Source organism: Leifsonia sp. Y862, assembly GCF_057669585.1.
Map to the genome: position 1 here is coordinate 711,969 of NZ_JBYHFR010000001.1, position 15,030 is coordinate 726,998.

A 15,030-nucleotide genomic window follows, 5' to 3' on the forward strand; every position below is an offset into this window, starting at 1 on the left:
CCGGCTCGCCCTAGTTCGAGCGGGAGTCGATGAGTGCACCGATCATCGGGATCGGGTTCAGCAGTCGCCAGCCCAGCCCCGGATCGGTCAATGACCCGTCGAGAACCAGGGGAGACGAGACAGTCGTCTCGCCAACGGCGACAGCAATGCGCCCGACCCGTGCCCCCGACCGTCCAGTCGCAATCGCATCGACGGTGATATCAGGTGCCGGAGTCGCTGCTGCGAGCCACCCCACCTCGGTCTTGGGCGTTGCAACGACGCCGGACGCCGTTTGGCCCCATGGAGTGTCGAAGGTGACGTATGTCTCGCCCTCCGCGAGGATCGGCAGGGCGCCGACCCCGGCGCGGGCACTGGCCATCAGCGCCGTCAGGTCAGCCGTGAGCGTGTCGTAATCCGGTTCGCCGATGATCGCCCCAGCGAAGCTGTACATGGCATCTCCAGCGCCATCAGTGCCAGAGCCGGCCGTCGCCGTGAGGTCGACCGTTCCCGTGAGATCCACCGTGCCGGTGAACAGGAAACAGACGCCGGCGGCATCCGTATAACTGCGTGAAATGCCGGTCACCCCTTCGTCTGCGAGGAATGAGGTGGTGTTCTCCACACCACGCACGCCGGCGAGGGTGGATGCCGGGTTCGCGAGGATGTCGTTGATGAGCGGTTGGGAGGCCGCGAGGGCGGCCAGCCGCGCGAGGTCGGTTCCGGTGCCTGCGCTGTCGTCGTGCAGGCCGTTGGTGTCGACGACGGTGATGCCGGTGAGATCGTGCTCAGCGAGCCAGTCAGCGGCGGCGGCGAGGTATGCGTCGATAGAGCCGAACGCCCACCGTGCGAGCGTGTCGGCGTGGTTGTTGCTAGACCCGAGGATCATGGCCTCAAGAACCTCACGCTCGGTCCAGGTCTCGCCGATGAACAGCGAGACGGTTCTGGCGCCGTCCCTGTTGTACGCGACGTAGTCGGCGAAGTCATCTGGGGTGATCGTGATGGCTGGCCCGTCGTCGCCGACGGTGAGCGGATGGGCGTCCAGCACGACGAGTGCCGTGACGATCTTCGTAGCGGATGCCATGGGCAGCGGCTCACTCTGGCCGCCGACGGCGATGGGCGTCGTCGCGCCAGGAGCGATGACGGCGCTGGTTCCGTTGACAGGCAGCACCGGCGGCGAGGGATTGGCCGCTGTCGACGCGGGGGAGACCATGGTCGCGGTGGCTGCGGGCAGCGGGCCGATCAGGGTCGCAGGGCCGTAGACGCCGAGTGCGAGGATCAGGACTGTTCCGCCCAGGATGCCGAAGAATCGGCCAGGACGGAAGTTGCTCATGGCATCAGGCTAACAAGGTGCAGGTCAGGCCCGACCGAGCTCGTGCAGCCTGTCGTCAATGATTCCGGAGAAATGTGACGGCTGGGTGACCCGCGAGTGTTGGTCCCTGCAGGCTCAGTCCCTGCGCGAGTCGATGAGCGCACCGACAACCGGGAGCGGGTTCGTCACTCTCCAGCCCAGTCCCGGATCGGTGAGCGTGCTGTCGAGGATCAGGGGGGAGGAGATCTCGTCGTCCCCAATGGTGACGGTCACGCTTCCTACCGGGTCCCCCGGACCGCCGGTGGCGATGTCGTCCAAAGTCACCTCCGGCCTGGGTAACCGGCCCGTGAACCATCCCAGCCGACTTTTGGTCGTGGCCACTACGCCAGAGGCGGTGTCGCCCCATGGGGTGTCGAACGTGACGTACCTGTCGCCCTCCGTGAGGATCGGCACTGTGCCAACCCCGGCGCGCGCGCTGGCCATCAGGGCCGTCAGGTCCACGGTGAGCGCGTCGTAATCCGGTTGGCCGATGATCGCTCCGGCGAAGCTGTACACGCCGTCTCCGTCGCCCACAGGCGTGGTGGACACCGTGGCGGTGAACAGGAAACAGACGCCAGCGGCATCCGTTCTACTGAGTGAAATGCCCGTGACGCCTTCGTTCGCCAGGAACGAGGTCGTGTTCGTCACTCCTGGCATATCGGCGAGGGCTGCTGCCGGGTCCGCGAGCATCTCGGTGATGGCTGGTTCGGATGCGGCGAGGCTGGCGAGCCGAGCGAGGTTGGGTGCCGTGCCTGCGCTCTGGTCGTGCAAGCCGTTGGTGTCAACAACGGTGATACCCGTGAGGTCGTGCGCGGCAAGCCACGCTGCCGCCGCGGTGAGATAACCGTCCACGGAACCGAAAGCCCACCGGGCGAGGAGATCGGCGTGGTTGTTGCTTGAACCGAGGATCATGGCCTGGAGCATGTCGCGCTCGCTCCAGGTTTCGCCGACGATCACCGCGACATTTCTGGCTCCGTCAGCTGCGTAGTAGGCGTAGTCGGCGAAATCCTCTTCGGTGATTGTGATGGCAGGGCCGTCTTCGCCTGGCTCCAGTGGGTGTGCGTCAAGCACGACGAGCGCTGTGACGACCTTTGTAGCGGATGCCATCGGCAGCGGCCCAGGCTGGCCAGCGGATGCGATGGGCGCGAAGGCGCCTGGCGCTATGACAGCGCTGGCTCCCGCGGTCGGCAGCGCGGGCGGCGAGGGGTTGGATGCGGCTGGCACGGGGGACTCCATCGTTGCCGTGGCAGCCGGGAGCGGGCCGATCAGGATGGCCGACCCATAGATGCTGACGGCCAGGACGAGGGTCGAGACGCACAGGATTCCCACGACCCGGCCAAGGTGAAAGCTGCTCATGGCGTCAGGGTAACCCTCAGGGCGACCAGGGGGTCAGGCCCAGCCGAGCTCGTGCAATCTATCGTCATTTATTCCGTAGAAATGACCGATTTCGTGCACCAGGGTGATGTGAATCTGATCGCGCAGTTCACCCAGATCGGCGGACACGTCGAGCAACGGTTCCCGATAGAGGATGATGCGGTCTGGCATCTCGCCGAACCCATACTGGCCGCGCTCCGTGAGCGCGACACCGTCGTACAGTCCGAGCGTGTCGAGTGTGCCGTCTTCTGGCCGATCCTCGACGACGAAGATGAGGTTGTCGAGTCCGTCGACCATCTCGTCTGGAAGAAGATCGAGCTCATCTACGACGAGTCGTTCGAATTCTTCTGAATCGACCTGCAGCATCCGTTGTCGCCTCCTGATTTATTTCTAAACTTTGGAGACGCTGGACTTCATTGGGGTGAGTAACGGGGATTGAACCCGCGACCTCCTGGACCACAACCAGGCGCTCTGCCAACTGAGCTATACCCACCATGTTTGCTTTCTTCCTCTCGGTCGAAGGCAACTCAAGAATACTATTACAGTTTTTGACCGTACGTGGACACAACCTCGGCTGAGATGGCCTTTGCCTGGTCGCTTGTGGGCCCAGGATCCGCGACAAATACGGCTTTTCGGTAGTAAGCGAGCTCGCGAATTGATTCCAAAATATCTGCGAGAGCTCGGTGTCCGCCGTCTTTTGCGGGCGAGTTGAAGTACGCGCGGGGGTACCAGCGACGCGAAAGTTCTTTGATCGACGACACGTCGACGTTGCGGTAGTGCAGGTGCGAATCAAGGCGCGGCATGTACTGCGCGATGAATCCACGGTCGGTGCCGATCGTGTTCCCGGCCAGGGGAGCCTTCTGCTCTGCAGGAACGAACTTGAGGATGTACTCAATCACGCTGTATTCGGCTTCCGCGACGCTGACGCCATTCGGGATCTCCGTGATCAATCCCGACGTGGTGTGCATGTTGCGCACGAAGTCGCCCATGTTCTCCAGCGCCGAGTCATCCGGCTTGATCACGATGTTGATGCCGGGGTCGAGGATGTTGAGGTCGTAGTCGGTGATGACCACCGCAATCTCCACGAGTTCGTCAGATTTCAGGTCAAGCCCGGTCATCTCACAGTCGATCCAAACCAACCGGTCACTGCTATTTGTCATGGTTGGAGTCTACCGGGGGCCCATGACGCGCCAGCTTCTCGAGCGTATCTAGACTGGAAGGGTCGGTTCACCGTGATCGGTGCAAGCGGATGCGTTGAAAGGATTTCCCGTGGAGCTCACCCTATTTTCGTCGTCGTTCTGTGACCCGTGCATCCAAACCAGGACCGTGCTCGCCGAGGTTGAGCGCCTGGTGCCGAGCGCCCATGTGCGCGTTGTCGATGTGGCCCTGAATAGCGAGGAATCCGAAGCTGCTGCCATCCGCTCGACGCCGACGGTGATCGTCACGAGCGACGACGGCAGCGAGGTTTTCAGGGCGGTTGGCGTACCGACGCTCGCCCAGGTGCTGGTTGCGGCGGCAAAGGCCGTGTGAGGCCCGCTGAAGTCGTTTCAGGCTGCACCCCGTGCCTGCATGGGCAATCGGCGGCAGAATGCAGCTCATGGGTGACGAACTGCTCAATCCCGCTCCTCGGCTGACCGCTTCTGACTTTGTCGCAGCGCTCTGGCGGGAGCAGTCCGACGCGGAGCGCGCGAAGTACGACAGGTACTTCAAGTTCGGCGCCGGAGAGTATGCAGAGGGTGACGTGTTCATCGGCGTGCGGATGGGCACCGTGTTCGCCCTGGCCACCGAGTATGCCGAGCTGCCTCTCGAGCAGATCGAAGCCTTGCTCGATGAGGACATCCATGAGGCGCGGGCAGGGGCACTGCGCATCATGGCGAACAAGGCCAAGGCGAAGAAGGTCGACGAGGAGACCCGCCTGCACCTCTATGAGCTCTATCTGCGCCGACACGATCGCATCAACAATTGGGATCTCGTCGACCTCGGTGCGTGGGACGTCGTCGGCGGCTGGCTGCGCGATCACCCCCGCGACGTGTTGTACCGCCTGGCCGAATCGGAGTCGCTCTGGGAGCGCCGAACCGCGATGCTCGCCACGCTCGCCTTCGTGCGCGGGGGAGACCTCGACGATGCGTACGCGATAGCCGAGCTGCTGCTTGGCGATTCGCAAGACATGGTGCAGAAGCCCATCGGCGCCGTGTTGCGTGCGGCCGGTGACCACGACAGACCCCGCCTGCTCGCCTTTCTTGACGACCATGCGGCCACCATGCCGCGCGTGTCGCTGCGCTTCGCCATGGAGCATCTCGACGAGCAGACGCGCACGCACTACCTTGCGGCGCGAACCGGCTGAGGCGCTGGCGCGCCAACGAGGTGTGGCGGTGGGACGTTCACCGGCATCCGTCTGCATGCGGCGGCCGCACGGTGGAACGACGGTGGAACGCTTGATTGGGTGCCCCCGGCAGGATTCGAACCTGCGACCAAGAGATTAGAAGGCTCCTGCTCTATCCCCTGAGCTACGGAGGCGGCAGGCCAATTCTATTACGAGCGGCCAGTGCGTCTCGCGCAGGGTCATCCTCGACGGCCGGGGGAGTTTCCGGAGATGCCTGTAACCCGTGCGAGGCAACGGATTGATAGATTCGAGACATGCGAGAACTCCAGGCGCGAATCATCGCGGACCTCAACGTTGCCCCGACCATCGACCCAGCCGCGGAAATCCGTCGCCGGATCGATTTCTTGAAGGACTACGTCGTCACGACGGGCGCCAAGGGGCTCGTGCTGGGGATCAGCGGCGGACAGGACTCCTCGCTGGCTGGGCGGCTGTGCCAGCTGGCCACGGAAGAACTCACTCTTGCAGGCACGCCATGCACGTTCATCGCGGTGCGGCTGCCGTACAACACCCAACACGACGAAGACGACGCGCAGTTGGCGCTGTCGTTCATTGGCCCAGAGCGTTCGATCGCGTTCAACATCCAACGCGGCGTCGACGGTATCGACGCCGAGTTCGCTGACGCCACCGGTGAGGAGTTGAGCGACTTCAACAAGGGAAACGTCAAGGCGCGCGCCCGGATGGTCGCCCAGTATGCGATCGCCGGCCAGTACGGCCTGCTCGTGGTCGGCACCGACCACGCCGCAGAAGCCGTGACGGGATTCTTCACCAAGTTCGGTGATGGCGGCGCAGACATCCTGCCGCTGTCCGGTCTGACGAAGCGCCAGGGCAAGCAGCTGTTGATGGAATTGGACTCGCCGGAGCGCCTCTACGTGAAGGTGCCGACGGCCGACCTGCTCGACGGCAACCCTGGCCAGACGGATGAGGCGAACCTCGGCATCACGTACAGCAACATCGACGCCTTCCTCGAGGGGCACGAGATCGACGCCGAGGTGGCGAAGGCCATCGAGCAGCGCTACCTCGCGACCGAACACAAACGCCGCACCCCAGCATCCCCAGCAGATTCCTGGTGGCGCTGACGTACGGCGTCTGTCGTTCGGCCGTACCGTTCGGCAGATGCCGACCGGTACGGCCGCTTCGTTAGTTGCTGGTGAGGGGCGTCGGCTGGGCGTCGGTCTCGGGAGCGGCTGTGGCCACCGGACGAACCTCGAGTGCCTGCACGTCGTCGAGGAGGCGCTGGGTCTCCGTCGATGGGTAGGCAGGGTCACGGGTGAATGCCACCGGTGCGGCGCCAGAGGCCAGCGGAGTCGCGAACTGGTCATGGTGCTGCTTGGCAACCCACGCGTCCTGCTCGGCAAGGACCTTGGATTCGGGGATGGCGCTCTGCATCTTCCAGCGGTCAAGGTCGGCCTGGAAGATCTTGCGGGCGCGAGAGGGCTTCAGCTGCCAGTCGAGCAGGCGATCGCGGAATTCGAGCACGGCCGGCTCCAGCTGGTAACCGAAGGTGGCCGAGGTGCGCTTGAACTCCGTGAGCTGGTGGGCAGCCCAGTTGGCGGCAATGCTTGAGCCCTTGATCGGGAGCAGTCGCACCTGGATGTCGGCCTGGCCGACAGCGCGATCGGCCATGACCTGTTCCTGCGGGGTCAGCGAGTTCCACACGGATGCCTCGGTTGCGGCATCGACAAGGGCGCCAATGGCCGCTGCCCGCTGCTCGCGATCGCGCTGGTTGATGAGGCGACGGATCGCTCCGCCCGCGATCCACGCAGACAGGACGCTGGCGACCACGATGGCGATCACAACGATGATCGCGCCATAAAAGACCGGAAGTGTGCTGGCTGCTGTGAGCCAGTCAACGAAATTATTCCACCACTGCATGTGCGGAACTTTACCGGCGTCCACCCCCGTTCACGGGGAGTTTGGGCGGCGCGCCTCCAGACACGAAATTGGCGTGTTGATCAGGAGCGGAAACAGTCGGTGGCGTCGTCAATGCGCCAGAAAGCGCCGAGCTCCATCGTGCGTGCCGCGGTGGTGACGCGCCTGGCGAGGAATCGGTCGCCCCTGGCATCCGCTCGCCGTTCGATGTGGCCGAGGATTGCGCCGGTCGCGTCTGCGACTCGCCATAGACCGTCTTTGACGCGAATCAGCTCGGGGGACACCGGGTAGCCTCGGCGGGCAGGCGTGCGTGCGCGTGTGGGTGAAACTCTCATGTGGAACCTCCCAATGTCAGCCGGCCGAGTGAATGTGAGTTCAGGCTACGGGCAGCCACTGACAGTGAGAGCGGCGTGTTGCACCGGGGGAGATCCGGTTACGGGAGGGGGCTGTCGTGGGCGCGCCTGTCGTGCAGTGCGAGGTGCTGGCTGGCCAGGTCGAGGTCGACCACTTTGTTGGTCCTGGCCGTCTGCGCGACCACGATGCCGATGAGCACGAGGACGGCCCCGATGGCCTGGACGGAGTTGAGAGTTTCGCCGAGCCACAGAAACGCAAAAGCGAACGCGAAGATCACTTCAGACGCAGAGACGATCCCTGCCGCCGTCGCGGTCAGCCTGCCGAGTGCCATGAACGACAGCAGGTATGGCGCGAACGAGCCGAACACTCCGTTCCAGAGCAGCAGCCCCCAGAGCGGCGCCGTCAGCTCATCAAGGGACCCGCCGAGGGCGATGGGGTGGCCGAGAAGCGCGGGGTCAATCTTCCACCACGAGCTGAAGAGCAACCAGAACCCGCTGGCAAACAGCATCGACCAGAACGACACGACGAGGGGTGATGTCGTGGTGACCTGTCGCTCTCCGACCAGGAAATACACCGCGAGGCACAGCGCCGCCAGGATGCCGAACACCACGCCGAGTCCGTTGAGCGTGCTTGCCCAGACCTGGGCGACGACCGCCATGCCAACGAGCACGGCCGCGATCGCCACCCAGATTCGCGGCTTGACCCGCTCCTTGAACAGGAACCGGGCGGCGATCGCAACCAGCAGGATGCCGGAATACTCGAACATCAGGGCGATGCCAACCGGCAAAAGACTGATAGCGAGCGCGTAGAACCACTGGATGAGCGCGACCCCGGCAATGCCGAGGAAGGCCATCACCATGAGCTGCCTGCGGCTGATCCGAAACGCCTGACGGTTGGTGAACAGCAGGATCGCACCAGACAGGATGGCAATCGTTGTGACCCGCACAAACGTCAACTGGGCAGGAGAGATCCCGGATTCGACGATGAGTTTGGTGGTACTGCCGTTCAGACCGAACAGGAGAGACGCGAGCAGCGCGTAGAGGTAGCCCACTCGTCAGACTCAGGCCGTGCCGTGCACGGCAAAAGGCTCGATGGCTGTGATCTCATCCGCGCTCAGGGCTGGCGAGTTCAGGGCGGCGACGTTCTGCTCGAGCTGGGAGACGCTGCTGGCGCCGATGAGCACAGAGGTGACGGCGCTCTGGCGCAGAATCCAGGTGAGGGCGAGCTGCGCGAGGGACTGGCCGCGCCCTGCCGCGATCTCATTCAGCGCGTTCGCACGCTCCATGTACTCGTCGGTGAGTGCGTTCTCCGACAGGAAGCGGCTGGTCGCGGCACGCGAGTCCGTCGGCACAGAACCGCCGAGGTACCGGTCGGTGAGCAGGCCCTGGGCAAGCGGGGAAAAGACGATGCTGCCGATGCCCAGCTCTTCGAGAACAGCGAAGAGCCCGTCCTCTGGCTGACGCTGGAACATCGAGTAACGCGGCTGGTGAATGAGCAGCGGAATCTTGTGCTCGGCGAGTGCGGCTGCCGCGGCACGTGTCTGCTCAGGGCTGTAGTTCGAGACACCGACATAGAGCGCCTTGCCCTGCTTGACGGCTGTTGCCAGGGCGCCCATGGTCTCTTCAATGGGCGTCTCAGGATCTGGCCGGTGAGAGTAGAAGATATCAACGTAGTCAAGGCCGAGACGGTTCAGGCTGGCATCGAGGGACGACAGCACGTGCTTGCGCGAACCCCACTCGCCGTAGGGGCCAGACCACATGTCGTAGCCGGCTTTGCTCGACACGATGATCTCGTCGCGGTACGGACGGAAATCTTCGGCGAAGATGCGACCGAAGTTGGTCTCGGCCGATCCGGGAGGGGGACCGTAGTTGTTGGCCAGGTCGAAGTGGGTGACGCCAAGGTCGAAGGCCCTGCGCAGAATGGCGCGCTGGGTTTCGCTGGGTCGTTCGTGACCGAAGTTGTGCCACAGCCCCAGTGAGAGGGCGGGTAATTTCAGTCCGCTACGACCAGTGCGGCGGTACGTCATTGAGTCATAGCGATCTGATGCAGCTTCAAATGTCATGGGGTTACTCTATGACGGTGGAAACTTTTGTCGTTGCAGGCGGGTGCTTCTGGTGTCTCGACGCGGTCTACCGCGTTCTTCGCGGGGTCAGCGATGTCGTGTCCGGGTATACGGGCGGCATCGATCCGAATCCCATCTACGAGGCGGTGTGCACGGGCAACACCGGCCATGCAGAAGCGGTTGCCGTGACGTTTGATCCGGCTGTGATCCCGGCACGCGTCATCCTCGATGTCTTCTTCACGCTGCACGATCCCACCCAGTTGAATCGACAGGGAGCGGATGTCGGCACGCAGTATCGCTCAGCGATGTTCTACGCCACCGACGAGCAGAGAGAACTCTTCGAGGCCGCGAAGGAACGTGCCGCATCGTGGTGGGACAAGCCCATCGTCACGACCATTGAACCGCTCGGCGAGTTCTACGTTGCTGAGGACTATCACCAGGACTTCTTCGCGAAGAACCCTGGTCAGGGCTACTGCATGGCCGTCGCTGTTCCCAAGGTGAACAAGATCCGCAAGTCGTACTCCGACTACATCGTCGCCTGATGCCGAAACGCTGACCGGCTCCTCAACAGGCGCTCCAATGCGGTCAATTCCACGGATCACCGGGCCGCGAGACTGGGTGCCAACGCGTTGATCGAGACTGCTTGCACGCAGCCCGGGACGACGAAACTGGCACGAGTGGTCGATCCCGGGCTGTGCGCGTGGACATCCGTTTTGCGCGAGGGCGCCGGGTCGAACGATCCGGCAGACACCAGTGCCGGGAGACGCAATGAACGACATGATCACCCTCCGGGGAATAGTGGGTACGCAGCCGGATCACCGGGTGACCGGTGCGGGATTGGCGGTCACCGATTTCAGGCTGGCATCTGGGGAACGCAGGTTTGATCGCACGACAGGCACCTGGGAGTCGACCGACACGAACTGGTACACCGTCTCGGCATACCGAGACCTGGCGCTCAACATCGTCAATTCCCTCAACAGGGGCGAGCACGTCGTTGTGACCGGCAGGATTCGAATCAAGACCTGGGAGAAAGACGGCCGCAAAGGCACAACTGTCGAAGTGGATGCCGACGCTGTCGGTCACGACCTTCGCTGGTGCACCACGGCCGCGGTGCCCTCCGTGCGGAGCGAACTCGGCTTTGGGAACGGGGCCTCCTTGAATCGCGATACCGCGGACACCGCACGGGGAGATTTCGCCGAGTCCCGCGGGTTCGCCGGGTCGCACGAGGTTGGCGGCCCACCTGAGTTCGGCGTGGCCGGGGATGCTGATGAGACGGCCGAGTTCGATGAGACCGCCGCGTTCGATGAGGCTGACGAGGAGACTGATTCAGGCACGCGAGCGGATGGCTTCCTGCCGTCAGGAGCCGGAGGGTTCGCCACCCTAGACTCGTAGGCAGGCTGCAGGGTGTGGCCAGGGGAGGACAAGCGTGCGCCTGCTTCGGAGAGAGAGTCGTCGCCCTCGCACTGGCGCGGGCGGTATAGCCGCCATTGCCATCGCAGCGGCGATCATGCTGACCGGATGCTCGGCCTCCCCAGAGCCGAACGTGCCGACATCCGCCTCGCCATCCGCGACGAAGACACCCGCACCGGTGAAGACTCCGCTGGCGTTTGCCCCCGACAAGAGTGCCGCCGACAACCTGGCGTATTTCACCTCACTCGCCGCACAGGTGGCGGCGGATGATTCGAACGCGGGTGGCCGTGCATTCGTCGATGCGTTGGTCGCAGGCGGATTCGACAAGGCCGCTATGCAGGTCACGCCCGATCGGACCTCCATCGACCTCGCCGCAGACTCGGTGCAATTCTCCGTTCAGCTCAACGGCGAATGCCTCATCGGCCAGTTTGGACCGGCCAGCGACGGCCTGCACACCATGGTTGCGCCCCTCCTCGGAACCGGAACGTGTCTCGTAGGGGCGACGCGCCAAATAGACTGGTAGGCACTATGGCCGAATACATTTATCAGATGGTCCGCGCCCGCAAAGCGGTCGGCGACAAACTCATCCTCGACGACGTCACAATGTCGTTCTTCCCCGGTGCCAAGATCGGCATCGTCGGCCCCAACGGCGCCGGAAAGTCGACCATTCTCAAGATCATGGCCGGCCTTGACACTCCGAGCAACGGTGAGGCAAAACTCACGCCGGGGTTCAGCGTCGGCATCCTGATGCAGGAACCGGAACTCGACGAGACCAAGACCGTGCTCGAGAACGTGCAGGAAGGCGTTGGCCCGATCAAGGCCAAGCTTGACCGGTTCAACGAGATCTCCGCCGCGATGGCAGAGCCCGACGCTGATTTCGACACCCTGCTCGCCGAAATGGGCGTGCTGCAGGAAGAGATCGACCACGCAGACGCATGGGACCTCGACTCGCAGCTTGAGCAGGCCATGGACGCACTTCGTACTCCGCCGGGCGACTACCAGGTGGCAAACCTGTCTGGTGGTGAGAAGCGTCGCGTCGCACTGACCAAGCTCCTCCTGCAGAAGCCCGACCTCCTGCTCCTCGATGAGCCCACTAACCACCTCGACGCCGAAAGCGTGCTGTGGCTCGAGCAACACCTCTCCAAGTACCCGGGCGCTGTGCTCGCCGTTACTCACGACCGGTACTTCCTCGACCACGTCGCCGAATGGATCGCAGAGGTCGACCGCGGCCACCTGTACCCATACGAGGGCAACTACTCGACGTACCTCGAGAAGAAGCAGGAACGTCTGCAGGTCCAGGGCAAGAAGGACGCCAAGCTGTCCAAGCGCCTCGCAGAGGAACTCGACTGGGTGCGTTCAAACACCAAGGGCCGCCAGGCAAAGTCGAAGGCCCGTCTGGCCCGCTACGAAGAGATGGTCACCGAAGCAGAGCGCACCAGGAAGCTCGACTTCGAAGAGATCGTCATTCCCGTCGGCCCGCGCCTCGGTGCGCAGGTCATCGACGCGAAGAAGCTCAAGAAGCAGTTCGATGACCGCGTGCTCATCGACGGACTCAGCTTCACCCTGCCCCGCAACGGCATCGTGGGCGTCATCGGCCCGAACGGTGTGGGTAAGACCACGCTGTTCAAGTCGATCGTCGGACTCGAACCGCTCGACGGCGGTGAGCTCAAGATCGGTGAAACGGTCGAGATCTCCTATGTCGACCAGAGTCGTGGCGGCATCGACCCGAACAAGTCCCTGTGGGAAGTGGTGTCAGACGGCCAGGACTACATCCAGGTCGGCCGCACCGAGATCCCGTCGCGTGCCTACGTCTCGACCTTCGGCTTCAAGGGCCCAGACCAGCAGAAGAAGGCTGGCGTCCTCTCCGGTGGAGAGCGCAACCGACTGAACCTGGCCCTCACCCTGAAGCAGGGCGGCAACCTGTTGCTGCTCGACGAACCGACTAACGACCTCGACGTCGAAACCCTGGGCTCGCTGGAAAACGCGCTTCTTGAGTTCCCCGGTTGTGCCGTGGTCATCACTCACGACCGGTGGTTCCTCGACCGCATCGCGACGCACATCCTCTCGTACGAAGGCACCGAAGAAAACCCGGGCAACTGGTACTGGTTCGAGGGCAACTTCGAGGCGTACGAGGAGAACAAGATCGAACGCCTCGGTCCGGATGCAGCAAAGCCGAGCCGTTCCACGTACCGCAAGCTGACGCGCGACTAAGCAGCCTGCCGATGAAACTGCACGTGCCCATTCGGCTTCGCTGGTCTGACCTCGATGCCTATGGGCACGTCAACAATGCTGAGATGCTGCGCCTCCTCGAGGAGGCGCGCATCCAGGCATTCTGGTTGACGGACGAAGAGAACGGTTCTGTTTTCTTCGACACCGGTGACCGCCCAGGAATCGCTGAGAGAACGGCCGTCGGCGCCAGCACTGCTGTGCTCGACGGCCGTCCGGGCGCCGATACGCTCACGCTGATCGCACGCCAGGAGATCGAGTACCTGGCGCCGGTGCCCTATCTTCGGCAGCCGATCGACATCCGGTTGTGGCTCGGCAAGCTGGGCGGTGCCAGCCTCGATGTTTGCTACGAGGTCTGGTCGCCGGTTGGTGTTGAACCTGCCGTGAAATACGCCAGGGCAAACACCACGATCGTGCTGGTCGATGCCGCCAGTGCGCGTCCGCGCAGGATCAGCGAGACGGAACGGGCGGCTTGGACGCCGTACCTTGACGAACCGATCGAGTTCAAGCGGCACTAGTAGGGCTGCGCTTGCGCCTGCATTCGTGGTCGATACTCGCCGACATCGCAAGCGACACCGATCAGCCGGCGACGACGTCCTCACCGTTGACGCTGACAGGCACGGCCGGCAGCGGAGACGTGGCAGGGCCGTTGATGACTTCTCCGGTCATCGCATTGAAGCGCGAACCGTGGCACGGGCAGTCGAGCCCCTTCGCGGCGGGCGCCACCTTGCAGCCCAGATGCGTGCAGATGGCGCTGAAGGCAACGACGGTGCCCGCGGTGGGCTGCGAGATGATGATGGGTTCCCGGTCGAGCTCTGCAGCAACAGAACCGCCGACCGGAATGTCGGAAAGTTTCGCGATGGCCGTGCCGGAAGGCTCGCCCGTTGCGCCGTCTGAGGCGCTGGGCGGTGTCGTGGCTGTGGCGGTTTCCGAGCCAGCGTCACTGCCGGCGCCGCTGCCGGTACCTGACCCGGGGCTCGTCCCTGGGCTCGGCTCAGGGCTCGCGCAGGCGGCCAGAACAATTGCCGCCCCGACGCCGGTGCCGAGCAGGATGGTGCGTCGATGAATCTGTGTCGCGTCGGTCATGGCTTCTCCTGATTGGTCGGCACCCTGATCATGCCCTCCTGGGCGACCGAGGCGAGCAGAACGCCATCCTTGCTGTAGATGCGTCCTGTCGCAAGACCGCGGCCACCCTGGGCCGACGGCGAATCCTGCACATAGAGCATCCACTCATCAACCCGGCCGAAGCGGTGCCACCACATGGCGTGGTCGAGACTCGCAACCTTGAGGCCGCGCGCGGCCCACGGCACACCGTGGCGGCGCATGATCGGCTCCATGATCGAGTAATCGCTCGCATAGGCGAGGGCAGCGCGGTGCAGGTCGGGGTCGTCTGGCATGGGGCCGATGGTCTTCATCCACACGGCCTGGCGAGCAGTGCGCTCACCATCGACAGACAGGTAGATCGGCGACGGCACGTGACGGATGTCGAAGGGACGTTCCGTTGCCCAATACCGGGCGATGGAGTGGTCCACCTGCGACAGGGTCTCTGCGGCGGTCGGCAGGGATTCTGGACCGGGAAGGTCTGCGGGCATCTCGATCTGGTGCTCGAGGCCTTCGTCGTCATCCTGGAATGAGGCGATCATCGACAGGATCGGCACACCGTTTTGGTACGCCTGGGTGCGACGAGTGGCGAACGAACGACCGTCGTGAATGCGATCCACCGAAAATGTGATCGGGTGGTTGACGTCGCCAGGACGCAGGAAATAGCCGTGCATGGAGTGAACGTGCCGGTCGTCTGGCACCGTTCGCATGGCTGCGATGAGCGACTGGGCGAGCACCTGGCCGCCGAAAACGCGCCCCAGCGGCATCCACTGGGAGGGCCCGGTGAAGATATCCTCGCTGGTTCGGGCGCCGGTATCCGTGAGGTCAAGGGCGGCAAGCAGGGCGTCAAGCGGTTCGTGCATGGTGTCTCCTCAGGCGTGCGCAGTCGACGCTGCGCGAACGCCAACTTTACCTTGGTAGTTTAGA

Annotated in this window: 18 protein-coding genes and 2 tRNA genes; 8 read left to right on the forward strand and 12 right to left on the reverse strand. The window is 63.7% G+C overall.

All coding sequences use genetic code 11. The features are described 5' to 3' along the window. Positions 1-10: 10 nt before the first annotated feature. From AC25Z0_RS03365 to orn, 5 genes are all read right to left on the reverse strand, one after another. The gene (locus AC25Z0_RS03365) at positions 11-1,306 is read right to left on the reverse strand and encodes a D-alanyl-D-alanine carboxypeptidase family protein (protein ID WP_488132304.1); all 1,296 of its coding nucleotides are present in this window, start codon (positions 1,304-1,306) and stop codon (positions 11-13) included. A gap of 114 nt (positions 1,307-1,420) precedes the next feature. Continuing rightward, positions 1,421-2,680 (reverse strand): D-alanyl-D-alanine carboxypeptidase family protein, encoded by a 1,260-nt coding sequence (locus tag AC25Z0_RS03370; RefSeq protein WP_488132305.1) that lies wholly within the window; start codon positions 2,678-2,680, stop codon positions 1,421-1,423. A 33-nt stretch (positions 2,681-2,713) separates the two neighbouring features. Further along, positions 2,714-3,064 (reverse strand): metallopeptidase family protein, encoded by a 351-nt coding sequence (locus tag AC25Z0_RS03375; RefSeq protein WP_488132306.1) that lies wholly within the window; start codon positions 3,062-3,064, stop codon positions 2,714-2,716. A gap of 51 nt (positions 3,065-3,115) precedes the next feature. Next, positions 3,116-3,191: transfer RNA gene (locus tag AC25Z0_RS03380), tRNA-His, on the reverse strand. 46 nt (positions 3,192-3,237) lie between these two features. Continuing rightward, positions 3,238-3,858 carry an oligoribonuclease gene (orn, locus tag AC25Z0_RS03385; protein WP_488118846.1) on the reverse strand — a complete coding sequence of 207 codons (621 nt, stop codon included), beginning with the start codon at positions 3,856-3,858 and terminating at the stop codon, positions 3,238-3,240. 109 nt (positions 3,859-3,967) lie between these two features. Here orn and AC25Z0_RS03390 point away from each other — a divergent pair, with 109 nt between their 5' ends. Beyond that, positions 3,968-4,228: a thioredoxin family protein gene (locus AC25Z0_RS03390; RefSeq protein ID WP_488132307.1), complete on the forward strand. Its 261-nt coding sequence runs from the start codon at positions 3,968-3,970 to the stop codon at positions 4,226-4,228. A gap of 67 nt (positions 4,229-4,295) precedes the next feature. Beyond that, positions 4,296-5,042 carry a DNA alkylation repair protein gene (locus AC25Z0_RS03395; protein ID WP_488132308.1) on the forward strand — a complete coding sequence of 249 codons (747 nt, stop codon included), beginning with the start codon at positions 4,296-4,298 and terminating at the stop codon, positions 5,040-5,042. Positions 5,043-5,142: 100 nt separating this feature from the next. On the opposite strand, the gene AC25Z0_RS03400 is transcribed toward AC25Z0_RS03395, so the two are convergent. Further along, positions 5,143-5,215 (reverse strand) — tRNA-Arg (locus AC25Z0_RS03400). A gap of 120 nt (positions 5,216-5,335) precedes the next feature. Between AC25Z0_RS03400 and nadE the strand changes: the two genes are divergently transcribed. Continuing rightward, complete coding sequence (nadE, locus tag AC25Z0_RS03405) at positions 5,336-6,157, forward strand: NAD(+) synthase (protein WP_488132309.1); 822 nt, start codon at positions 5,336-5,338, stop codon at positions 6,155-6,157. 61 nt (positions 6,158-6,218) lie between these two features. Here the strand turns inward: nadE and AC25Z0_RS03410 are convergent, their stop codons facing one another. The 4 genes from AC25Z0_RS03410 to mgrA form a co-directional block, all read right to left on the reverse strand. Beyond that, positions 6,219-6,953 carry a hypothetical protein gene (locus AC25Z0_RS03410; protein WP_488132310.1) on the reverse strand — a complete coding sequence of 245 codons (735 nt, stop codon included), beginning with the start codon at positions 6,951-6,953 and terminating at the stop codon, positions 6,219-6,221. 80 nt (positions 6,954-7,033) lie between these two features. Then, positions 7,034-7,285, reverse strand: coding sequence for a hypothetical protein (locus tag AC25Z0_RS03415; protein ID WP_488132311.1), 252 nt, complete (start codon positions 7,283-7,285; stop codon positions 7,034-7,036). Positions 7,286-7,383: 98 nt separating this feature from the next. Next, entirely contained in the window at positions 7,384-8,355 is a 972-nt protein-coding gene (locus AC25Z0_RS03420; RefSeq protein ID WP_488132312.1) for a DMT family transporter, read from the reverse strand. Positions 8,356-8,364: 9 nt separating this feature from the next. Continuing rightward, positions 8,365-9,366 carry an L-glyceraldehyde 3-phosphate reductase gene (gene mgrA / locus AC25Z0_RS03425; RefSeq protein WP_488132313.1) on the reverse strand — a complete coding sequence of 334 codons (1,002 nt, stop codon included), beginning with the start codon at positions 9,364-9,366 and terminating at the stop codon, positions 8,365-8,367. A 17-nt stretch (positions 9,367-9,383) separates the two neighbouring features. On the opposite strand from mgrA, the gene msrA reads away from it, so the two are divergent. The 5 genes from msrA to AC25Z0_RS03450 all read left to right on the forward strand — a co-directional run bounded on the left by msrA (position 9,384) and on the right by AC25Z0_RS03450 (position 13,520). Continuing rightward, on the forward strand, positions 9,384-9,908 hold the full coding sequence (gene msrA, locus AC25Z0_RS03430) for a peptide-methionine (S)-S-oxide reductase MsrA (RefSeq protein ID WP_488132314.1): 525 nt from the start codon (positions 9,384-9,386) through the stop codon (positions 9,906-9,908). A 226-nt stretch (positions 9,909-10,134) separates the two neighbouring features. Next, positions 10,135-10,758 (forward strand): single-stranded DNA-binding protein, encoded by a 624-nt coding sequence (ssb, locus tag AC25Z0_RS03435; protein WP_488132315.1) that lies wholly within the window; start codon positions 10,135-10,137, stop codon positions 10,756-10,758. Positions 10,759-10,792: 34 nt separating this feature from the next. After that, complete coding sequence (locus tag AC25Z0_RS03440; protein ID WP_488132316.1) at positions 10,793-11,299, forward strand: DUF6993 domain-containing protein; 507 nt, start codon at positions 10,793-10,795, stop codon at positions 11,297-11,299. 5 nt (positions 11,300-11,304) lie between these two features. Further along, entirely contained in the window at positions 11,305-12,987 is a 1,683-nt protein-coding gene (gene ettA, locus AC25Z0_RS03445; protein ID WP_488118857.1) for an energy-dependent translational throttle protein EttA, read from the forward strand. An 11-nt stretch (positions 12,988-12,998) separates the two neighbouring features. Next, entirely contained in the window at positions 12,999-13,520 is a 522-nt protein-coding gene (locus AC25Z0_RS03450; protein WP_488118858.1) for an acyl-CoA thioesterase, read from the forward strand. Positions 13,521-13,581: 61 nt separating this feature from the next. Here the strand turns inward: AC25Z0_RS03450 and AC25Z0_RS03455 are convergent, their stop codons facing one another. Next, complete coding sequence (locus AC25Z0_RS03455; RefSeq protein ID WP_488132317.1) at positions 13,582-14,088, reverse strand: QcrA and Rieske domain-containing protein; 507 nt, start codon at positions 14,086-14,088, stop codon at positions 13,582-13,584. Further along, positions 14,085-14,966, reverse strand: coding sequence for an acyl-CoA thioesterase (locus tag AC25Z0_RS03460; protein WP_488132318.1), 882 nt, complete (start codon positions 14,964-14,966; stop codon positions 14,085-14,087). The genes AC25Z0_RS03455 and AC25Z0_RS03460 overlap by 4 nt, the downstream gene beginning before the upstream one ends. Positions 14,967-15,030: the final 64 nt, after the last annotated feature.